Source organism: Paenibacillus sp. L3-i20 (assembly GCF_022180385.2).
Classification (GTDB): domain Bacteria; phylum Bacillota; class Bacilli; order Paenibacillales; family Paenibacillaceae; genus Pristimantibacillus.
This window is the reverse complement of record NZ_BQME02000002.1, coordinates 1290357-1312936: the sequence shown is the minus strand read 5'-3', so window position 1 is coordinate 1312936 and position 22580 is coordinate 1290357. Positions and strand designations below refer to the sequence as shown.

Sequence of the window (22580 nt, the reverse complement as noted above, 5' to 3'; positions counted from 1 at the left end):
CTAATGGAGGGGTTCATAGATGAAAAAGCCTCGTTTTATACCGATTGTTATTACAACAGTTCTATCTATTGGCTTATTGTTTGGTGGATGGACATTTTATAAACAAGTAGTTGTAGCGTCACCGTTAACAGAAGCAATAATGAAGGTACCTGGTGTTGTGGATACAGAGAAACCTTCCATTTTAGATAATACAGTTCATTTATCAGTTGAACTTTCACAGCAAGCTAATTTAAGTGATCTTTTTGAGAAGGCGTCAGAAGCTGGTAATGATATTGCACCAGGCAAAAAGCTAGATCTTCAAGTACAATCGCCGCAAGATGAACAATTAAATGCGTTGTGGCAAAAGTCGATGTTCGAAATTGCAGAAGCGATGGAAACAAAAATGTACTCTAAAATTCCGGATGCATTGAAGCGAGCAACAACCGATGTTAAAGGGGTATCATTCGTTACTGACATGGATGAAACAAATGTATATATAACCATTCGCAATGATAAAGCTGCTAAATATATGGTTTTACCTCGTACACCAACGAAACTGGGAGCGTGGTCAAATGCGTAAGTATGCACTTGAGATAGCGATTGGGTTTGTGCCCGTTTTACTCGTATTTTTATTTGTGATCGGAATTAATGTGCTGCCTGTTTTATTTCTTGCTGTAATTGGAGCAGCTGTATTCTATACAGCTAGAGGGAAGGGGAAGCTAACGGCTTTTTCCAGCGGGAAAAATCGCAGCGAAGTGGCAGATTCCTCTTTTACTTTCGATCAAATTGGCGGACAAGAACGTGCGAAGCAGGAGCTTGTTGAAGCGCTCGACTTTTTAGTTAAGCGTGATCAGATTGCAAAGCTAGGAATCCGTCCTTTAAAAGGTATTTTGCTGGCTGGCCCTCCTGGTACAGGTAAGACGCTGCTTGCAAAAGCTGCAGCGCAATATACAGATTCTGTTTATGTTGCTGCATCAGGCAGTGAGTTTGTAGAGATGTATGTGGGTGTTGGTGCAGGACGAATAAGAGATCTGTTTAAAGAGGCACGTACGAAGGCTAAGAAAGCGGGCAAAGAAAGTGCAGTTATCTTTATTGATGAGATTGAGGTTATCGGTGGGAAGCGTGATGGAGGACAACATCGTGAATATGATCAAACGTTAAATCAATTGTTAACTGAGATGGATGGTATTCATGCGAATGAATCACCAAGAATTCTATTAATAGCTGCAACAAACAGGAAAGAAATGCTGGATAGTGCATTGCTTCGTCCTGGCCGCTTTGACAGACATATTGGCGTTGAGTTGCCAGATAAGAAGGGGCGTCTCCACATTCTTAACATTCATGCCAGCAATAAGCCTATGGACGATGAAGTTAAGATGGAACGTATTGCAGATCAAACGTATAGCTTCTCGGGAGCGCAGTTGGAATCGGTTATGAATGAAGCCGCTATTTATGCGATGCGAGTAAACGATCCTGTCATTACAGAGCAGCATTTAATTATGGCTATTGATAAAGTGTTGCTAGGAGAAACAACAGATCGTGAAACGTCGATAGAAGAGCGGGAACGAGTCGCATTGCATGAACTAGGACATGCTATTATGGCAGAGCTAATGCGTCCAGGCAGTGTATCCCAAGTCGCGTTAACACCAAGAGGCGGAACGTTAGGGTATGTTCGTCATCAGCCTCAGCAAGATCAATATTTATATACAACCCCATTTCTTCATAGCCAGATCATGATTGCTTTAGGCGGTGCAGCTGCCGAAGAAATGTTCTATGGGGATCGTAGCACGGGATCAAGGGGAGACTTTGAGCAAGCGATGAACATCGTAAAGACGTTAGTTGAATCTGGATTAACTTCGCTTGGCATTGTTGATTCATCGATGATGACTCCACAGAAGTGGGCGGATATTAGCCGTGAAATTCTTGATGAGTTAATGGCAAAGACGAAAAATTTGCTTGAGGAACAGCGAAATGTGTTCCAATCTTCGCTTCAAACGCTAATTAAGGAAGAAAGTATTGACGGAGAATCGTTCAGGTCAATGCTAAAATTATATTCTGCCGCATAAAACGTTTACAATTTCAACAATATGAAGGCGGACACACATCCGCCTTCTTTATTTGCTTTTTATTCGTTATAATAAGGATTGAGACACTATCTAGAGGGAGCAGTTACAGCAGATGATAAAAAAGGTTGGAGTAATTGGTTTAGGAACGATGGGACAAGGTATTGCAGAAATGCTTGCCGCAAAAGGATTAGATGTCGTAGTCATCGAGGTTTCGGATGAACGTCTTTCCTATGGGTTGCAAATGATTGAAAGTAATCTTGATAAGCAAATTGAGAAGTGGGCATTGACTGGTGCAGAGAAAAAACTTATTCTCTCCAAAATTAGTAGTGCCAAACAATTTGAAGAGCTTGCAGATTGTGAGCTTGTTATTGAGACGATTACTGAGGATTTGGAAGCGAAGAAAGAAATTTTTGAACGTTTGGACAGCATATGTGGAGAAAACACGATTCTTGCAAGCAATACGTCAACATTAAGTTTGACGGAGCTAGCCAGCGTAACGTCTATGCCTGCACGAGTAATCGGGCTGCATTTCATATATCCAGTATCAAAAATTGATTTAGTTGAAATCGTTCGTGGTTTAAAGACGTCAGATGAAACATTTGCTCAAACGAAACATTTTGTAGAGGAAATCATCCTTAAAAAGGGTGTCATGGTGTTTGAATCTCCTGGCTTCGTTACAACACGTTTAATTTGCTTGTTTATAAACGAAGCGCTTCATGTTTTGGAAGAAGGCGTTGCCTCAGCCCAAGATATCGATAACGCTATGCGTGTCGGTTATTCCTTCCAAAACGGACCATTCGAAATGGCTGACCGATTTGGCCTTGACTCTGTGCTTGCAGCACTTGAGCGTATGTTCCGTGAATATGGAGAATTGAAATATCGACCTTCGATCGTACTTAAGAAGATGGTACGTGCAGGGCATCTAGGAGCCAAATCTGGAGTAGGCTTCTTCCACTATGACAAGGATGGGGATCGGATCTAATGAAAGTACTAGTAATTAATGCTGGAAGCTCATCGCTTAAATACCAGCTGTATGATATGAGAGACGAAAGTGTTCTTGCAAGCGGGCGTGTAGAGAGAATCGGGATGGATTCATCGATCGTAACTCATGAGCCAGCAGATAAACAAGAGGTTCGTGTTGTTAGTGAAATTTTGGATCATGTTACAGCTGTAAAAAGAGTTACCGATATGCTGACGCATAAAGAACATGGTGTTCTTGCTTCAATGAATGAAATTGATGCTGTTGGCCATCGAATCGTACATGGCGGTGAAGTGTTTAAAGGTTCTGTATTAGTAACCTCAGAAGTAAAACTTGAAATTCGTCGACTATTCGATCTTGCTCCGCTTCATAACCCAGCTCATATGATGGGTATTACAGCAGTAGAAACGAATATGCCGAATGTTCCTCAAGTTGTTGTTTTTGATACAGCATTCCACCAAACGATGCCGAAAACTTCATATTTGTATCCGATACCGACGGTTCTTTACCGCAGACACAAAATTCGTCGTTATGGTTTCCATGGAACTTCTCATTCGTATGTGAGTGACAAAGCGGCTCGTTTCCTTAAGAAACCGCTAGAGTCGTTAAAAATGGTTACTTGCCATATCGGAAACGGTGCAAGTTGTGCTGCAATTTTGGACGGCAAATCATTTGATACTAGCATGGGTATGACACCGCTGGAAGGTTTAATGATGGGAACGAGAAGTGGGGATATTGACCCTGCCATTGTTCCGTTTGTAATGAATAAGGAAGAACTTACATTGAACGAAGCAAATTCAATGTTGAACAAACATAGCGGTATGCTTGCTATCTCTGGAATTAGCAGCGATATGCGTGAAGTAACGGAAGCAATGAATGAAGGCGACAAAAATGCTAAGCTTGCATTCGATATGTATGTTTATCGTGTTAAAAAGTACATTGGAGCATATGCAGCTGCAATGAACGGTATAGACACATTAGTGTTTACAGCGGGCGTAGGTGAAAACTCTTCTGATCTTCGTAAAGCGGTATGTGAGGGCATCACGTTCTTAGGAATTGAACTTGACGAAGAGCTTAATGCGAAGAGAAGCAAAGAAGCTCGTGAAATTTCAACACCAAATTCGCGCATTAAAGTATTGGTTGTTCCAACGAACGAAGAACTGCTTATAGCTCGCGATACGTACAAAATCGTTCAAGGTTAGGATGAGGGGAGAGGCTGCGCATGAGCGAAGAGATTTGGAAGGCATATACCCATGGCATTGCAGCTGCAATTAATGAAGGTGGAATATACATTCCCAGTATGCTCTTACGTAGCTATAACAGTCTAGGTATCTCTGAATCGGAAGCGATGCTGATCTTTCAGATTATGCAATACACCGATGTGGAGAGGAATGACTTCCCTACACTTGAACAATTAGCCGATCGAATGGGTACGAATGTACGGAATATCGGCACTATGCTTGGACGTTTAATGAAAGACGGCTTCCTCACAATAGACGATTATATCGATAGCGAATCTGGTATGCAGGCAGAGCGGTATAACTGGAGCGGTTGGCTGATGAAGGCAGCAGAATGGTCTGCTACTGCGAAGCGAGAGGCAAAAAAAGCTGAACGTCAGCCTGCCGCACAGGAAACTAAACCAGTCTCCAACTTGTTTTCTGTTTTTGAACAGGAGTTTGGAAGATTATTGTCTCCGATGGAATGTGAGACGATCAGCAACTGGCTCGATCAAGATCGATATACGGAAGAGATCATATTATTTGCTTTGAAAGAAGCGGTATTTGCAGGAAAGCTCAGCTTGCGCTATATCGATCGTATATTGATTGAATGGAGTCGTAATCGAATAACGAATGTTGAGGAAGCTAGAGCGCATTCCCAGAAGTTTTTTGGAGGGAGAGCAAAGTAATTGATACAATACCTTGCTTTCTTTCACTCGGAATTACTGCTTCTCAGCAAAAAGAATGAACACATCGTGGCTTAATTGTTCGTTTATGACAGAATAATGATGACACTTTAGCCATTCAATAAGCTCAGGTAACAGAGAAGGGGTCATCCCCTTATCCACGTTATCTGGGCTTTTTTTGTTGTTCATAAAACCTGTAAGAACTAGTCTGCCATTAGCTAGAAGTACACGATCCATCTCTGCTAATGCTAACAGTTGACCTTCATGCTCAAGGTGTTGAAGAGCGAAGCTACAGGCAATAAAGTTAAATGTTCTGCCGCTTAGCGGAAGCGCTAGTAGATTGCCTTGCCTTGTATCAGTAAGCGGTAGTCGCTCTCGCAAAATGGATAACATTTCTGCAGATTGCTCAACCAAAGTTAATTGAACACCAGGTAAGTTTAACATGACGGATAGATTTCCGCTGCCTGCACCAACCTCTAGACCATTTTCCCCATCGAGAGGGTCAACCCACTCCGAAGTCCGGACAAGAGCTTGTTCATAAAGCTCGGGTTCAATGAAGCTAGATAATGCAATTATCGGTGCCTTGGCGCCATATTGAAGGGCGATCTCATCATACTTCCATCGGTCACTCCAAGATGAACGTAGTACTCGTTGTCCTCTAAGACGTTTCGCTGAAAGTTCCGCTTGATCCAGCTGTGGAACGCCACTACGTCTCCATGCGTCCATCGTTGCGTCGAATGCACCGAGCGCATCAATCGTATCGGAGAGCTCAGCGTACAGTTCAGAGCGAGCAAGATCGAGCTTTCTAATGAAAATATCCGCATTATTTATGTTAGCAACGATTCCTTTAATTTGAGAGAGCGACATGCCTAATTCTCTCAAGGAAACGACCCAACGAAGTGTTTCAATATCTTCTTGCCGATAATAGCGATATCCATTTTCCATTTCCTTACCGGGTGCTACTAAACCTTTTTCCTCATAGAATCGGAGTGTTCTTGGCGTTACACCAAGTGCTTTAGCTGCTTGATGAACTTGCATTGTCATCACCTCATTAAACCATTATGAACGTTCACGTAACGTTAAGGTCAAGCAACAATTTGAAAAAAAACTGAAGCTGCAAGAAGCAACTTCAGTTTTATTGGATGCTTATCGTTGACTATTTTTCAATAGCTCAAAGCGGTACACATATTCGAAAATAAATTCAAATGCTTCCAGATGACGTTTTGCCTCAAATGCATTAGCACCCCAAGCATAAATGCCATGTTTTCTAAGAATAATACCTGGAATTTGTAGGTTAATGGACTCCGTTACTTCTGGCACGATAGAAGGGATATGTGTGAAGTTCGACACGATCGGTATATCGATATGTGCCTCTTCATCCCAAATATTAAATGCTTTAATGAGCTCAACACCATCAACAGGCACAGATTTACGATCCCAGAAATACTCTGAAATAATATTATTGAATACAGTGTGTACGTGAAAAATTGCACCAGCGCCTGTCAGTCTGTAAATTTCACAATGGATTAATGTTTCCGCGGATGGCTTAAGCGACGTAGACTCACATGCTTTTCCTTCATGATCAACAAACAAATAATCTTCCGGTGTATGTACCGTCTTATCTTTGCCACTTGCTGTAATTGCAAAATGGAACTGCTCAGGTGAGTAGTCACCTACACGTACAGAGAGGTTGCCGCTTGTACCAGGAAACCAACCACGGGAAGCGAATAGCTCCTTTACGTCGCGCAGCTCAGATAGTGCAAGTTGTTTCGTTTCGGTTTTAATTTGGTCAAAACTCATTACGTTGTCTTCCTTTCAGAGCTCATAGCTTCAATAATATCGAAAAACGTTTCATATTCCGTATGTGCTATGCCAAGTTCTTTACATTTTGTAGTCAAATGAGAACGGGAGAAGACAATATCAGCAAGCTTTGCTCCTTCAAAATCAGTTACACTATCGCCGATAATAATACGTTCATACTGATCGGATGGGAAGTTGCGCATGATAGTCGTTTTACACATCCCGCAATTGTTGTTGCAATGCTCGTCACAAGTGTGTGGCCATAATATTTCGATTTGTTGGCCTGCAAATGAGCTTTCGTTGCAATAAATGTGGTCGCGCGGGATATCGAATGACTCCAATATCGGGTATACAAAAAAATCAATGCCGCCGCTAGTTACATAAAAGGCGATGTCCTGTTCTTTGCAAAAAGTAAGAAATTGAGCAAAACCATCACGAATTTTGGCATTGGATATTCCAAACTCAATTACTTCCTCTTGCATCGATGCAGGTATCAATTTGAATAATTGACCAACACCATCTTTAATCGATAGTTCAGTTGATATCGTTTTTTGAGCGATAGGCTCCCACCCAGTAGGGTTAAAATGTTTAATGATCGCAATAATATTGTCATTAACAGTAATCGTACCGTCGAAGTCGCAAAACACGATGCGTTTCTTAGATGTTAGTGGTTTTGTCATGCGTCTTTTATCCCCCATGATTGTATTGCGGCTTGTAATGCCTCGTTCCCAGGCGCATAAGCTGCTTCTTGAAGTGGCGTACCGTTAAGAGTAGCAGAGATCGCTTGACGGAATGCTTGTCCCCCAGCAGCTGTTCCCATGGAATGACCGTGAATGCCGCCGCCAGCGTTGACAACAACATCGCTGCCAAAGTCCTTTAATATTAACGGAACAAGGCCAGGATGTATACCCGCAGATGGTACTGGGAAGCTTGCTCGTAATCCATGGAGCGGGCTTAACAGAGCATCCTTAACAGCCAAATTTTCTTCTTTAGGCATGACGACAGAGCCATATGGAGAAGGGAATAGAACTAGATCCGCTCCTGCAAGTCTCATTAGTTTTCCTAATAGAAGGGAAGCGCTAATTCCATATTGTGGAGACGGATAGATTGCTCCCGCAAGTGCAGGGTGCGCAGCAATCGGCACATTAATGGTTGGATCACTGCTCAGTTCATGAAGAACATCGTAGCCATATGCCAATGCATTAAATAAGAGCGCGTTAGCTCCAGCATCTATCGCTTTACGCGCATTAACTGCAAGTTGAGAAGTAGGTCCCGTCAAATTAACCGCATACAATAACTTTTGTCCCGTTTCCACTTCCGCTTTTCGTGCAGCCTCCATACAAGCCTCTACACGTTTCTCAAGTGGAGTAAGCGGATTTTCGAATAAAATCTCGTCGTCTTTTATCAGGTCAACTCCGCCTAATGCCTGCTTGTAAAATTGCTCTTGCAGATTCGTTAGATCGTGACCTACAACGGATTTGAATATGCTCATAAGTAATGGTCTATCATGAACACCTAAAAGACCACGAACACCTTCTAGACCGAACTTAGGACCAGGGAATGCTGATACAAATGATTCCGATACATCAAGGTCAAGCAGTTTAATCCGCCCGTCCATCGACAGCTTACCAAATACAGTAACTAGAAGAGCAGGGAGGTCGCGGCTGAAGTTGATATCTGGATATGCGATACGAATATCCGCGTAACGTTCTCCGGGAGCATGATTCGCCGGCTCATAAACATCTACAGACAATACTTTACCTAGATGCTTCTCCATTTCCGCTTTTTGCGCTTCAGGTAGATCTGTCCAGCTCCCTACTGTTAAACCAACTGCAATAGAGAGCGCCTTTTTATGAAAGTCAGCACGATCATCGTAGGACCGATAGGTAGCTACACAAACTTGGCTCATTAAAGTATGCTCCTTTCCATGTCAGCACCTATCTCAGCTGCGCGTGTAGCAGATCGATGCATCCCTTTAATAATTGCTTCTGGCAAGCCGCCTTGCGCCATAAGCTCAATTGCAGCTTGCGTTGTACCGTTAGGGGATGTAACTTTGCGTCGCAGTTCCTCGGGAGCTTCACCAGTCAATTTGACCATTTGGGCTGCACCAAGTACAGTTTGTACAACTAGCTCTCTTGCCATATCAGGTTCAAGACCTAACTCATCTGCAGCTTTTAGCATCGATTCCATTATAAAGTAAACATAAGCAGGTCCGCTTCCAGAAACACCAGTAATGGATGTTTGCAACGATTCATCCACGATTGCATTCAGACCGATTGATTTGAAAATAGCTTCTGTAACGAGACGTTGATCAGCATCTACGGCATCCGAATAGCTGATGCCGGTTGCGCCTAATCCTATTGTACTCGAAGTATTTGGCATCGATCGCACGATTGGCTGTTGATCACTTAGCAAACGCTCCATTGAAGTGATGGATAGTCCTGCAATTACAGAAATAATTAGCTGCTTTGAATGAAGCAATGGGGCAAGCCCAGCAATTGCTTCTACAGCATCTTTAGGTTTCATTGCAAGAAAAATAATATCTGCCTCTCGAAGATAGGCTTCATTCGATGAACCTTGAACGATTGTTTGCACACCATAACGTTCGTGCAGTTCATTAAGTCGTGTTTCGTTGCTGCGATTCAACATTGAAATCATAGTTGGTTCCACTAGCTTTTCATGAATGAGTCCACGAGCGATCGCCTCAGCCATAGAACCAGCTCCGAAGAAGCAAATGCGCTTTGATGATATGTCGGTTTGAATGATATGAGACATATTACAATTCCTCCTGTATATGAATTAGTTGCGAATTTGACCAGTGCCAAAAATACGATATTTTGTTGAAGTCAAAGCAGGTAAGCCCATCGGTCCACGTGCATGCAACTTTTGTGTACTAATGCCTATCTCTGCGCCAAAGCCGAATTCAAACCCATCTGTAAATCGAGTGGAAACATTATGATAAACAGCTGCTGCATCAACTTCTTGCAGAAATTTGGAAGCATTTTCTTCGGTTTCAGTCACGATACATTCCGAATGTTTCGTTCCATGTTTTCTTATATGATGAAGTGCTTCATCTATGTTATCGACTATTTTCACGTTAAGAATGTAGTCATTGTATTCAGTGCTGTAGTCATCATCGGATGCAAGCTTGATCCCAGGGAGCAGTGAAAGTGTACGCTCACAGCCGCGAAGTTCAACATTTGCGTCGATAAACGATTGAGCTATTTTTTGAATTGAAGTTTTGGCTACCGCTTCATGGATTAACAACGTTTCAATGGAGTTGCACACTGATGGACGTTGTACTTTGCCATTGAAAGCAATCGAAATTGCCATCTCAAGTTCTGCTGAGTCATCAATATAAACGTGGCAAATGCCAGCACCAGTTTCTATGACGGGCACGGTAGCATTTTCGATCACATTCCGAATCAGTGCAGCACCGCCTCTTGGAATAACGACATCAAGCAATCCATTAAGCTTTAGCATTTCGCCTACGGAAGCACGATCCGAATCTTCAATTAATTGTATAGCATCACTAGGCAATTTTGTTGAAGTCAACGCATCTTTTAAAATCTCTACGATTTTACGATTTGAAGAAATCGCTGCTGAACCGCCTCGCAATACGACAGTATTGCTCGTTTTTAGACATAGACCTGCTGCATCAACCGTTACATTAGGTCTTGCCTCATAGATCATACCAATAACACCAAGCGGCACACGTATTTTCTCTACTTTCATACCGTTAGGACGTTCGAATGATTCAAGCAGCCCACCAACAGGATCTGGGAGATCGACAATTTGACGGAGCCCATCGGCAATACCTGCAATACGTTCACTATTGAGAGCAAGTCGATCCAGCAGGGAGGGGCTAGTGCCTTGACTTTCACCCCTTAGTAAATCCTCAGCATTAGCAGCAATCAGCTCTTCTTGCCGAGCTATTAGTGCGTCTGCCATCGCGATTAGCGCATCATTTTTTTCCTGGGTTGTCATCCGATTCATAATGGCTGCCGCATCTTGAGCGAGCATTGCCTTTTGTCTCACTTCACTTAACATATCTCTTTGCCTCCCGAATCCAATTTATTTAAGAGTAATCCATTCATCGCGATGAATGACTTCAATTCGTGTTACTTCAATTCTACGGGAAACCTCATCTGTGCTTAAGCCAGCCGCTGCTTTCAATTGCCAAGCTGCATAGTTGACCACACCCCGACCGAGCGTTTCTCCTTGAGAATTAAATACTTCAACAACGTCACCAGGGTGAAAGTCGCCTGAACTATCAGTAATGCCAGCAGGGAGAAGACTTTTGCCGCCAATTAATAACGCATTCACAGCACCATCATCGACAATAATTCGTCCCTGAGGGGTGGAGTGGAAGCCTAGCCATTGTTTTTTCATGGGCAAGCTATTCAGCTTCGTATCGAAATACGTGCCTCTGCCAGTGCCCTCAATAGCACGGGAAAGATCACCATCATATTGAACCTTACCGATATAAGCTCTAACACCGCCGCGCATGGCGATTCGCGCTGCTTCGATCTTTGAGCGCATTCCGCCAGTTCCGACAGAAGAACCAGAACCTCCCGCAAGTTTTAATATGTCTTCGGAAATTTGATCGACCCGCTCGATTTTGACAGCAAGCGGATTTTTACGAGGATCTTCTGTGTACAATCCATCCATATCTGTAATGATGACTAACATATTCACTTTGGTCATTGCTGCAACTAATGCAGATAAGTTGTCATTGTCTCCAAATTTAAGCATGAGCTCATCTGTCGCAACGGTATCGTTTTCGTTGATGATCGGAATAATACGTTGTTTTAGCAGTTCTTCAATCGTCATTAATGCGTTTTGTATACGACGTCGATTGGAGAAATCAGCTCTAGTTAGCAAGATTTGAGCAGCAACGATACCATACTGACTGAATGCTTCCTGATAGGTCTGCATGAGGAGTGCTTGACCAACTGCTGCTGCCGCTTGTTTTTCATGGACAGCCTTTGGTTTCGAAGGATATCCAATTCTACGGAAACCTGCTGCTACTGCACCAGAGGTTACGAGCATAATGTTCTCACCTAATTGATGTCTCGATGCAAGTTCAGAAGCAAAAAAATGAATATTTTCCCTATTAAGTCCGCCTTCATCGGAGGTCAAAGAGCTGCTTCCGATTTTCACCACGATACGTTCCGACATATTAAGGCACCGTCCTATACTGGTTTCATGACAACAAAAAAGACCTTCATCCATAAAGGACGAAAGTCTGGGCTTCCGCGGTACCACCTTTGTTGATGATCGCAATCATTTGCGAGTCATCCATCTTAATACCTTGTAACAGTAGGCACTGTTCGGCTTGTCGCCGACCGCTCGGAGGTAGGTTCAGCAGGGGGCCAACGGTAAATTCTTGCAGCCAATGGAATTTACTCTCTGAACAAGGCCTGAACTACTTACTGGTCCCGTCATCACGTTTCATAATTTAGCTAAATTAAGGATAACATGATCTAGTTGCGCTGTAAAGAAAGCTATGTAGCTATTCTAATCGCTTGAATTAGTGAAAATACCGAGCTTGCCTATTCGTTCGATAGCTTCTTCTAAGCGGGCTTCACTCGTCAACAAGCCAAGACGAACGTAACCTTCTCCATGAGTACCAAATCCGACACCTGGTGCTACAACTACATCTGCTTCAAATAGCAGTTTATCTGCAAATGATTCGGAGGTATAGCCTTCCGGAACAGGTAACCAGCAGAAGAATGATCCGCCGGGACGTTCAGCTCTCCATCCAATACGATCCAGTGCTGCGAATAATGCTTCGCGTCTGCGTTCGTAAAGCGCTCCAAGTTCCTCCACACATTGTTGAGGTCCAGTTAAAGCGAGAGCTGCTGCTTCCTGAATGCCACCGAATAAACTGCAATAGTAATGATCTTGTATAAGATTGATCATCGCAACGATATCAGGATTTCCTAGCGCGAATCCTACACGCCATCCAGCCATATTGTATGTTTTCGACAACGTGTAAAATTCTACTCCAACTTCTTTGGCGCCTGGTGTTTGGAGGAAGCTGATTGGTTTCACCCCATCAAAGCCGATTGCGCCATAAGCAAAGTCACTGGCTACAACAACATTATGTTCATTAGCAAACTTGACAACATCCTCATAGAATTTGGGATCTGCGACAGCTCCAGTAGGGTTATTAGGGTAGTTCATAAACATTAATTTCGCTCTGCTAGATATTTCATTATCAATGGCAGTTAGATCTGGAAGGTAGCGATTGTCTTTTGTAAGCGGCATAAACGACATCTCGCCGCCTGCAAGGGATACGCCAGACCAATAATCCGGATAACCGGGATCTGGAACGAGACAAACATCACCAGGGTTAAGCAGACATTGACTAATTTCAACAAGTCCCGTTTTGCCACCGAAAAGGATTGCAACCTCTGTAGTTGGATCAAGATCAACGTTATAATCTTCCTTATAACGTGTTGCTACAGCTTCCTTTAGAAATGCATAACCGCTAAAGGGTGGATACTTATGGTACAGAGGATTTGTCGCTGACTCCTGTAGCTTCGATACAATATGGGGCGGAGTAGGCTGATCTGGATTGCCTTGTCCCAAATTGATAACATCTCTTCCTTTTGCAATTTGTGCATTAGCCTTAGCTACTAACTTGGCAAAAAATTGTGTTGGCAGACCTACCATACGATCAGCAGGTTTAATATGACGTTTCTGTACGTCTACATCCATTTCATCACTCTCCACATCACTACTTACACTATTCACTTTTCATTTCGAATAGATATTAGCAATAATGTAGCACGAATGACTGGATAATTGAAGCAAAAGGATGAAGGGACGTTAATTTGGATTTTCAGGTAAGCCCACCTTTTTTATGAATGGTTTAATATTCTCTTTAAATAAAAATAAATAAGGTTTGTTTTGTAAATCGAATACGAGCAGAAAAGGTGACTTGTCCTTGCAATAGAAAAGAAACAAATTGGTTGTAGTAACGTTTATTTCACCAGTAGAAATTTGAGCTGGCTTGGCAAGGGGAATTCGATATACATAAGTACAGCCATGGTCAGTCGTTGCCTGTGGAGATAAACCTGACACTGAATTAGTCCATTTGGCAGCCATTCGTTGAATTTTTTTGTCATTAGGTATTGTCTTAACTACTTTGCCAGCTGATACGTCGAACACTTGAACGGGACCGAGAGCGTCGTTATTACCAGTTGAACTTTCTCCAGTTGGTGCTGCTGCGAACACGTTGCAACTAATTAACGGTATCATTATCATCGCGGCAATTAAAACGACAATTTTTTTCATTAGCTTAGACGTCATAATAGAAAACTCCTTTTGTAGGTTCAAATAGATAGTCACCTTGTTACAATGCCCATCTTGACAGAGAACCATGAGACGGTATTATAGGGAAATAAAAACTTTGCGTAGGAGGATTGGTATTTAATGAAGAAACAATTGCGGCTCGCGTTGCTGCAGATGGACATAGATGCGGGAAACCCGGAAGTCAATTTTGGTAAGGTCAAGGATATGTTAGAGGAGGCTGTCACATCTGAGGTAAAGCCTGATGTTATTATGCTTCCAGAAATGTGGAACACAGGTTATGCATTAGAAGAGATAGAACTACTTGCCGATCCAGATGGACAACGTACGATTGAATACTTGTCACATTTCAGCAAACGACATGCGATTTACATCATTGGCGGCTCTATAGCGGAGAAAAAATCCGATGGTGTTTATAATACGATTTACGCGTTTGATCGTGAAGGAAACACAATTGCTGATTATTCCAAAATTCATTTGTTCCGTTTAATGGATGAAGAAAAGTATTTAAAGGCAGGTACGAAGCATGGCAAGCTAAATATTGAAGGCGAACAAGCGGGGATGATGATTTGTTACGATATTCGTTTCCCAGAACTATCAAGAACGTTAGCTTTAGATGGAGCAAAACTGTTGTTTGTCCCTGCAGAATGGCCACATCCTAGATTGCATCATTGGCGCACCCTTCTTATGGCAAGAGCAATTGAAAATCAAATGTATGTTATTGCGTGCAATCGTATGGGCAAAAGCGGCGAAACGAACTTTTTTGGTCATTCACTCGTTATCGATCCTTGGGGAGAGATTATAGCGGAGGCTGGCGAGGAGGAGACGATCCTTTATGCGGACATCGATCTTGATCTCGTAGACCAAGTCCGCACCAGAATTCCGGTATTTGAGGATCGTCGTTCTGAGTTGTATTCTAAGAAATAAATGATGCGAAAGTTCGTTTAACGATAATGACTAATCGTTTGATTTAACGTCTCAATGAACGCTTGGGCTGCTTTTGATAAATAACGACCCTTCCGGCTTGCTACAACTAGAGTACGAGTCGGTTTGGTCGCAAGTGGTAAATAATGTGGAGCAAAGTCAGTACCGCGCGAACGAGTAAGCATTTGAGGGACGAAGGCTATACCCATCCCTCCGGCGACAAGTGATTGAACCGTTTCAATATTGCTGCTTTCAAATACAATTTGAGGTGTAAAGCCAGAAGCCTCACAAAGCTCAACTGTAATTTGGCGGAAACCTTGACCACGTTTTAATCCGATAAACGGTTCATCCTTCAGCTCGCCAATATCAATAGCGTCTTTACGCGTAGCCAAACGATGTTGCGGAGGAAAAGCAACACAAATTTCCTCTTCCAAATAAGGCTCCCAAGAGAGTGAACTATCGATTAGTGGGAGGGACAGCAGACTTAAATCTGTACCGCCGCTTGCTGTAAGTTGCTCTAACTTCGAAGTAGTCTCCTCAACTAGTACAACCTCGATTTGCGGATATTTTTCTCCGAATACAGGCAGAACTAGAGGCAAAACATGTGATCCAGTAATGGGGAGAGTTCCTACAACAAGACGACCTCGACGCATCTGAGCCATATCATCCATCTCTTGTTTGAGCTGTTCGACAGCATCTAATATCCCCTGTGACTTATTAACAAACACTTGACCTGCCTGTGTTAATTCAACTGAATTTGTTGTGCGTCTGAATAAAAGTACGCCTAGCTCCTGCTCAAGCTTGGATAATTGCTGACTTAAGGACGGCTGTGCGATATGGAGTTTATCTGCTGCTCTTGAGAAGTTTTTTTCGTTTGCAATTTGGATGACATAATTTAGTTGTCGCAATTCCATGAATATTCTCACTCCACATTTCGAATTTGCATAAATATAATGAAAGTTGACTTATAGTTATTACCTATAGCAATTATAGATATTATATCTTAGATCAATGAAGAAAGACATGGTATGATAGCTTCAATTAAATAAGTAGATTATTGCCAGCAGCAATAATGAAACGATGGGGTGGGCATAATGGCGAAAAAGACAATGTTCGAAAAGATTTGGGATAATCACGTCATTCATCAAGAAGAGAATAAACCTAGTGTCATTTATATCGATCTTCAACTAGTCCATGAGGTTACTTCACCGCAAGCATTTGAAGGATTGCGTATGTCAGGGCGCAAAGTGCGTCGTCCCGATTTGACGTTTGCTACTATGGATCATAATGTACCGACAAAAGATCGCTTCAACATTACAGATCCAATATCCAAGCAACAAATTGATACTCTAACTCAAAATTGTAAAGACTTCGGCGTTACATTGTTCGATCTTGATAGCATCGATCAAGGTGTTGTACACGTTATGGGTCCTGAGCTTGGTCTTACACATCCTGGCAAAACAATCGTCTGCGGCGACAGCCATACTTCTACTCACGGTGCTTTCGGTGCATTGGCATTCGGTATTGGTACAAGTGAAGTTGAGCATGTACTTGCGACGCAATGTTTGCAACAATCCAAAGCAAAAACGATGGAAGTTCGCTTCAATGGCAAGCGTAAGCCAGGCGTAACGGCAAAAGATTTAATACTTGGCGTTATCGCACAATACGGTACGGACTTTGCTACAGGTTATGTTATCGAATATACGGGCGAAGCAATTACTAGCCTTACAATGGAAGAGCGCATGACTGTCTGCAATATGTCAATTGAGGGTGGCGCTCGTGCAGGTCTAATTGCACCAGATGCTACAACGTTTAACTACTTGCGCGGTCGTGAGTACGCTCCAGCTAACTTCGATGAAGCTGTTGAAGCATGGTCACAATTAACGACGGATGAAGGTGCAGAGTACGATACAGTACTTCATTTCGATGTAGATGCGCTCATTCCACAAGTAACATGGGGAACTAGCCCTGGTATGGGTACAGATATTACTTCCCGCGTACCATTCCCTGAGGATCTTCCTACAGAAAACGAACGTAAAGCTGCTGAAAAAGCGCTTGAATATATGGATCTAAAACCAGGTACGCCAATGTCTGAAATTGAGATCGATTATGTGTTCATCGGTTCTTGTACAAATGGACGAATCGAGGATCTTCGTGCCGCTGCAGAAATTGCAAGAGGCTACAAAGTTAGCGAGAGAGTAACGGCGATTGTTGTTCCTGGCTCCGGACGTGTGAAAATCCAAGCTGAGAAGGAAGGTTTGGACAAAATCTTCACTGAAGCGGGATTTGAATGGCGCGATGCAGGCTGCTCCATGTGTCTTGCAATGAATCCAGACGTGTTGAAGCCAGGCCAGCGTTGTGCTTCAACGTCGAATCGTAACTTCGAAGGTCGTCAAGGTCGTGGCGGTAGAACACATCTAGTATCGCCAGCAATGGCGGTTGCAGCTGCAGTGAACGGTCGTTTCACCGATGTACGTGAATGGGAAGTTAGAACAGCAGTTGCTAATTAAGTAACGTTAACGCAGGAGAGGGGAAACACCAACATGGAACCATTTAAACAGCTTACAGGAATCGTAGCTCCGGTTGACCGGGTCAATGTAGATACAGATGCTATCATCCCAAAACAATTTTTAAAGCGTATTGAACGTAGTGGATTTGGTCAATTTTTGTTTTTTGAATGGCGTTTCCACGAAAACGGCGACATCAATACAGAATTTGAACCAAACAAAGCGCGTTATGAAGGAGCTTCTGTACTCGTTTCGAGAGCGAACTTTGGCTGCGGCTCATCCCGTGAGCATGCGCCGTGGGCGATTCTGGATTACGGCTTTAAAGTGATTATCGCACCTTCGTATGCAGATATTTTCTATAACAACTGTTTCAAAAATAGTATTTTGCCTATTAAGTTAAGTGAAGAGCAAGTAGAAGATTTGTTCCAACGTACAGCTAAGCATGAAGGATATAAACTTTCAGTTGATCTAGAGAAAAAACTACTGACTGACGAGCACGGGCTAAGCATTTTATTTGATCTTGACGAACACCGTCGTCAATTTCTATTGCAAGGTTTGGATGATATTGGCCTGACGTTGCAGCACGAAGAAAAAATTACAGCATACGAGCAAAAACATGCAGTTCGTCTTGGCTAAATAGTTAGATTGAAGAGGATAACCCCACAAAATTGAGGTTGTCCTCTTTTTTCCTATATACGCAACTTTTTCTGACAGCGTGCGTCTATTATATTGTCCAAGCATGTCGAATGGGGATATTCCGTGCGGACAATTCAGTCATCGAGGTGGGAAATGAAAAAGTCTGTATCCATTGTATTGTTATTGTCATTGTTGTTCACCATGTTTGCTTCTATTGGACATGCTGCTGCAGCTCCTCCCAAACTATATTTGAATGGGAAGCAGTTAATGTCTGATGTTGATCCGCAAATTAAAAACGGTTCAACGCTAGTGCCGCTTGCGATTCTGTCAGATGGCTTAGGTTATGAAGTAGAGTGGGAGTCGGTAACGAAGAAGGTAACCGTCAAAGATGACAACACCGTTATCGAACTCATTATCGGAGAGTCAATGGTAAGGGTAAACGGCGTAATAATGGAGACAGAATCAAAGCCGCAACTTATTAATTGGAGAACGATGGTACCTGTCCGTTTTGTCGGAGAATTATTAGGACTGGACTTCGAATGGAAAAACACAGAACGTGAAGTACATATGTTTGACAAAATCGTACCGCCGGTAAAAGAACCAGTAGATCCTATAGCTCCAACTGTTCCGGTGGATCCATTAGTTCCAGTAGATCCAACAAATCCAACTGTACCTGAGAAGCCAGCTCTTCCTACAGGCATTATATCAGGCGTCACACTCAATGAACAAAACGTAATAACAATTACGCACACAGGAGTACAAAAGCCAAATAAACCACTCTTGTTAGAAAATCCTAGAAGAATGGTATTTGATATTCCGAACGCAACCTATTTGCCTGAGCTTTCAGCAACTTTTGTAAACGGTCAGTCAGAAACAACTTTGATGGACAACCCATTACTGAACGGGTATCGTTATTCTCAATTTTCAAACACGCCACTAACGGCTAGACTTGTTGTAATGATTAACCCAGATACAGGTTATGTTCTTTCCGAGACTGAAAATGCAATTCATCTATCGTTTATGCCAAGCAGCGAAGTGCCGATCGAACCAACAATCCCAGTAGTACCACCGATACCAGTAGATCCTCCATTGCCATTACCAGGAGAATCAGATGAAGTCTATGACATCGTTCTTGATCCAGGGCATGGCGCTAAAGATCCAGGTGCTTTAAGTAAGTCATTGAATCGCTGGGAGAAAGAATTTAATTTGAGTGTTGCTCTTAAGCTTAAAGCAGCTCTAGAAAAAGATAAGCGAATCAAGGTACATTTAACACGTACAGATGACACTTTTGTAGAGCTTGTTGATCGAGTAAAGTTTGCAGAAAATTTAAAAGCGGATGTATTTATTTCAATTCATGCTAATAGCTATGATAAAACAAGTGTTAACGGCTCCGAAACCTATTATGATCGTCCTAATAGTAAGCCACTAGCAGATATTATTCATAAACATGTACTAGCTGGAATGGGACTTGCTGATCGTAAAGTTAAGAAGGCTGGCTACAAAGTAATTAAACAAACGACGATGCCAGCGATTCTGATCGAAGCGGGATATCTGTCAAATAGTACTGATTCTAAAGCATTATTCAATGATGCAGTACAGAATAGGCTAGCTGATGAAGTCACTAAAGGTATTAAGGAGTATTTGAATCTGAAATAGAAAGCAGGTGTTCATAAATATGAATACAGCCAATCGTAGCTTTCGAGTACTACTTGCAACAACCTTTTTGGTGGCTACTCTTGCAGCTTGCGGGGGTCAAGGAACTGGGAAGTCGGAGTTAGGGAGCTCTGGGAGCGAGTCTACAGTAGATCCGATAACTTCAAGTGTTCCTGCAACCCCTATAGCAAGTAAAGCACCCGAGGCAACTGATGAAGCCAAGGAGTTAGAGGAGCAAGGGACAGAAGTCATTATTTATCGTACAGACGAAGAACTATTAAATATGGTAGAGCAGAAGATCAATATCGTCTCTAAGGATGAAGTTGAGCTAATAAACAAGACGATCGCTGAGTTTCAGAAAGATAATGAAGAAGGCGGCGTTTCATTGTGGAAGGGGATTCACTTTCTTTCCGTTGATCTCAAAGACAATGTTTTGACATTAGATATTCATATTCCAGATGAAGCAAGGCTAGGTGCGCCTGGCGAGCTTCAATTAGTAGAATCGCTAAAAAAGACATTGTTTCAATTTTCATTTATTGAGGGCATTAATTTGTTAGTTGTTGGTGAACCAGTTGAAAGTTTGATGGGGCATGTAGATATTGAACATCCAATCCTGAAATCGGAATAAAATTACATAATTTGAAGGAGACAAAATAATGCCATTGCATGAAACGTGGAAAAAGATTGTAACAGGGGCATTAGCGATTACGCTAGTGACTGGAAGTGGCACTGCGATGTTAACTGTGCCAAGTACAATAAGCGCTGCAGCAGCGACTACACCATTTACAGATGTACCTGGAGGCCATTACGCTGAAAAACATATTTCTAAACTGTATTATCAAGGAGTTATTACTGGCTACATTGATAATATAACCAAAATTTCCACTTTCAACCCAGAAAAAGGTGTTTCACAACAAGAAGCTGTGCTTATGGCTCTTAAATTCGCAGGTATTAGCCATTTGGTAGATGAAAATTCTATGATTGTATTTGGTGAATCATTCGTTGTCGGCACTTTTTTTAAAGGCTACATCGAGCTCGCATTCAACAAGGGCTTACTAGACCGTGAAGAGGAATACGCACTAGCAGCAGCGGACAAGACCACTGAATGGGGTAAGAAGCCTGCAAGTCGTGAATGGGTTACAAAGCTAATTGTAAAAGCAATTGGACAACAAGCGGCGGCTACAAATTTGCAGAACACGGAATCGCATTTCAAAGATGCGGCAGACATTGATACACGTTACAAAGGTTATGTAAATGCGGCGGTACAGCTCGGACTTGTAAAAGGGGTAACTGACACTACTTTTAAACCTGATTCAGATGTTAAACGTGCTAGTCTTGCAACAATATTTAGTAGAGCACAAACAAGTTATGCTATTGAATATGATGGACAAGTTGACGGCGTTATTTCTGATCTTACAGAACAATCGATTTCTGTTTATAGCAAAGAGACTGATACAAAATATACGCTAGATGCTAATACGTTGTTCTACCATTACAAATCAGAAAAACCAGTAGCTTTGAATGAATTGAAAGAGTACACGGACGTTACTATTTTTGCTAAAGACGGTAAAGCATTGTACGTTGAAGCAAAAGGTGATGAGCAGCGTACAACGACTGTAGAAGGTGCGTTTGCAAGGTACAACGCCGAAGAGAGCATCATCTATATGTGGATTAATGATAAGCCAGTCCCTATTAATTATACTTCTGAAGTAGCAATTGAAGACTCAGAAGGAAAACAAATAGCGATTACAGATCTTAAAGCGAATGGTCAAATTACAATCGTTCAGGACAGTTTCCGTACTAAGCCAGTTGCAATGAAAATTGTGATTTCTTCAACACCAGCTACAACAGTAGCAACAGGAGATCTCGTATCAGCGGATCAGAAAGTAGTCACAATTAAGTCAGCTGGCACATTAGTATCTAAATTTGTTGCTGCAGGCGCAACTGTTGAAATTAACGGTCTAGCGAACGCTGGATTTGCTGATTTGGTAAAAGATGGGGATCAAGTTGAACTTACTTTGAATGCATCGGATCAAGTGACGAAAGTGAAAGTGACTAATCGAGAAGTTAAAGTTATCGTAGCAGCTGAGATTTTCAACATAAATGAAGCTAAAAAAGTAGTTACAGTTATGGACTCTAATGGAGAACCAATTGCACTCACAATTACGGATAGAACCAAATTTGATTATTTAGGTAATAGTATTGATCTAGCAAATGCTATTAAACTTACGACTCAAAACGCAAATGTAGTTATTCGTTACACGCATAAAAATATTATTTCTATGCAATTTGTAATGGCGCACACGGGGAAAGTATTGGAAGTTGATTTGAAAAATAGAGTAGTGACGATTGTTTCAGAACAAGGGGTAACCGCAAAAATTCCTTATATCACTAACGTGATAGAGTATTTTGGACGCCCGCTGGCTGCTCATACCGATCTAAAAACTGGTGATGTTGTTACAATGACTATGAAGCCAGATAAAATTGAAGCAATAGGTATTCGAGTACATCAGAATGTTCAATATGAAGTAACTTCTACGAACACGGTTACGAATAAAATCAAAGTGAGGACGACAGTTAATGATACATTCGAGTATTCAACACAAGATGTTTCTTTTGTAAAACTAGATGGAACAAAAGGTACTTTAGCTCAATTGCCAGTAGGAGCAATCGTTGTATTCTCTTATGTGGGTAACTCTGTAGTTAAAATACAAGAAGTAGGTAAAGCTTCAAACGGTTAATGCAACGTAATCCTATAGTAGTTTAGACGAAAACAGGAACGTTTTGTGAAAAACTGCCCTTCGGGGCAGTTT

At 42.1% G+C, this 22580-nt stretch carries 21 protein-coding genes; 11 read left to right on the top strand and 10 right to left on the bottom strand.

Annotation, left to right across the window (positions count from 1 at the left end):
- Positions 1-19: 19 nt before the first annotated feature.
- The 5 genes from MFF31_RS19595 to MFF31_RS19575 all read left to right on the top strand — a co-directional run bounded on the left by MFF31_RS19595 (position 20) and on the right by MFF31_RS19575 (position 4930).
- On the top strand, positions 20-559 hold the full coding sequence (locus MFF31_RS19595; RefSeq protein WP_238190215.1) for a hypothetical protein: 540 nt from the start codon (positions 20-22) through the stop codon (positions 557-559).
- Positions 552-2045: an AAA family ATPase gene (locus MFF31_RS19590; RefSeq protein WP_238190213.1), complete on the top strand. Its 1494-nt coding sequence runs from the start codon at positions 552-554 to the stop codon at positions 2043-2045. The genes MFF31_RS19595 and MFF31_RS19590 overlap by 8 nt, the downstream gene beginning before the upstream one ends.
- 112 nt (positions 2046-2157) lie before the next feature.
- The gene (locus MFF31_RS19585; protein WP_238190212.1) at positions 2158-3027 is read left to right on the top strand and encodes a 3-hydroxyacyl-CoA dehydrogenase family protein; all 870 of its coding nucleotides are present in this window, start codon (positions 2158-2160) and stop codon (positions 3025-3027) included.
- Positions 3027-4226 carry an acetate/propionate family kinase gene (locus MFF31_RS19580; protein WP_238190211.1) on the top strand — a complete coding sequence of 400 codons (1200 nt, stop codon included), beginning with the start codon at positions 3027-3029 and terminating at the stop codon, positions 4224-4226. Before MFF31_RS19585 ends, MFF31_RS19580 begins: the two co-directional genes overlap by 1 nt.
- Positions 4227-4246: 20 nt before the next feature.
- Positions 4247-4930 (top strand): DnaD domain protein, encoded by a 684-nt coding sequence (locus MFF31_RS19575; protein ID WP_238190210.1) that lies wholly within the window; start codon positions 4247-4249, stop codon positions 4928-4930.
- 33 nt (positions 4931-4963) lie between these two features.
- On the opposite strand, the gene MFF31_RS19570 is transcribed toward MFF31_RS19575, so the two are convergent.
- The 9 genes from MFF31_RS19570 to MFF31_RS19530 form a co-directional block, all read right to left on the bottom strand.
- Entirely contained in the window at positions 4964-5965 is a 1002-nt protein-coding gene (locus MFF31_RS19570) for a MerR family transcriptional regulator (protein WP_238190209.1), read from the bottom strand.
- A gap of 108 nt (positions 5966-6073) precedes the next feature.
- Entirely contained in the window at positions 6074-6727 is a 654-nt protein-coding gene (gene mtnB / locus MFF31_RS19565; protein ID WP_238190208.1) for a methylthioribulose 1-phosphate dehydratase, read from the bottom strand.
- A complete protein-coding gene (locus tag MFF31_RS19560; RefSeq protein ID WP_238190207.1) occupies positions 6727-7407 on the bottom strand; it encodes a 2-hydroxy-3-keto-5-methylthiopentenyl-1-phosphate phosphatase in 681 nt (226 codons plus the stop codon). Before MFF31_RS19560 ends, mtnB begins: the two co-directional genes overlap by 1 nt.
- On the bottom strand, positions 7404-8636 hold the full coding sequence (locus MFF31_RS19555) for a 2,3-diketo-5-methylthiopentyl-1-phosphate enolase (protein ID WP_238190206.1): 1233 nt from the start codon (positions 8634-8636) through the stop codon (positions 7404-7406). Before MFF31_RS19555 ends, MFF31_RS19560 begins: the two co-directional genes overlap by 4 nt.
- A complete protein-coding gene (proC, locus tag MFF31_RS19550) occupies positions 8636-9502 on the bottom strand; it encodes a pyrroline-5-carboxylate reductase (RefSeq protein ID WP_238190205.1) in 867 nt (288 codons plus the stop codon). The genes MFF31_RS19555 and proC overlap by 1 nt, the downstream gene beginning before the upstream one ends.
- 24 nt (positions 9503-9526) lie before the next feature.
- Positions 9527-10777 (bottom strand): glutamate-5-semialdehyde dehydrogenase, encoded by a 1251-nt coding sequence (locus tag MFF31_RS19545; RefSeq protein ID WP_238190203.1) that lies wholly within the window; start codon positions 10775-10777, stop codon positions 9527-9529.
- Positions 10778-10801: 24 nt separating this feature from the next.
- A complete protein-coding gene (gene proB / locus MFF31_RS19540) occupies positions 10802-11908 on the bottom strand; it encodes a glutamate 5-kinase (protein ID WP_238190202.1) in 1107 nt (368 codons plus the stop codon).
- A 339-nt stretch (positions 11909-12247) separates the two neighbouring features.
- On the bottom strand, positions 12248-13453 hold the full coding sequence (locus MFF31_RS19535) for a pyridoxal phosphate-dependent aminotransferase (RefSeq protein ID WP_238190200.1): 1206 nt from the start codon (positions 13451-13453) through the stop codon (positions 12248-12250).
- A gap of 111 nt (positions 13454-13564) precedes the next feature.
- Positions 13565-14047 (bottom strand): hypothetical protein, encoded by a 483-nt coding sequence (locus MFF31_RS19530; RefSeq protein WP_238190198.1) that lies wholly within the window; start codon positions 14045-14047, stop codon positions 13565-13567.
- A 123-nt stretch (positions 14048-14170) separates the two neighbouring features.
- Between MFF31_RS19530 and MFF31_RS19525 the strand changes: the two genes are divergently transcribed.
- Positions 14171-14974, top strand: coding sequence for a carbon-nitrogen family hydrolase (locus tag MFF31_RS19525; RefSeq protein WP_238190196.1), 804 nt, complete (start codon positions 14171-14173; stop codon positions 14972-14974).
- 17 nt (positions 14975-14991) lie between these two features.
- Here MFF31_RS19525 and MFF31_RS19520 read toward each other — a convergent pair whose 3' ends face one another.
- A complete protein-coding gene (locus MFF31_RS19520; RefSeq protein WP_238190194.1) occupies positions 14992-15885 on the bottom strand; it encodes a LysR family transcriptional regulator in 894 nt (297 codons plus the stop codon).
- 180 nt (positions 15886-16065) lie between these two features.
- Between MFF31_RS19520 and leuC the strand changes: the two genes are divergently transcribed.
- The 5 genes from leuC to MFF31_RS19495 all read left to right on the top strand — a co-directional run bounded on the left by leuC (position 16066) and on the right by MFF31_RS19495 (position 22508).
- The gene (gene leuC, locus MFF31_RS19515; RefSeq protein ID WP_238190192.1) at positions 16066-17481 is read left to right on the top strand and encodes a 3-isopropylmalate dehydratase large subunit; all 1416 of its coding nucleotides are present in this window, start codon (positions 16066-16068) and stop codon (positions 17479-17481) included.
- A gap of 33 nt (positions 17482-17514) precedes the next feature.
- Positions 17515-18114, top strand: a complete 600-nt coding sequence (gene leuD, locus MFF31_RS19510) for a 3-isopropylmalate dehydratase small subunit (protein ID WP_238190190.1) — start codon at positions 17515-17517, stop codon at positions 18112-18114.
- Positions 18115-18267: 153 nt separating this feature from the next.
- Positions 18268-19770, top strand: a complete 1503-nt coding sequence (locus MFF31_RS19505; protein WP_238190188.1) for an N-acetylmuramoyl-L-alanine amidase — start codon at positions 18268-18270, stop codon at positions 19768-19770.
- A 19-nt stretch (positions 19771-19789) separates the two neighbouring features.
- Entirely contained in the window at positions 19790-20395 is a 606-nt protein-coding gene (locus tag MFF31_RS19500; protein WP_238190186.1) for a GerMN domain-containing protein, read from the top strand.
- A 28-nt stretch (positions 20396-20423) separates the two neighbouring features.
- The gene (locus MFF31_RS19495) at positions 20424-22508 is read left to right on the top strand and encodes an S-layer homology domain-containing protein (RefSeq protein WP_238190185.1); all 2085 of its coding nucleotides are present in this window, start codon (positions 20424-20426) and stop codon (positions 22506-22508) included.
- Positions 22509-22580 lie beyond the last annotated feature (72 nt).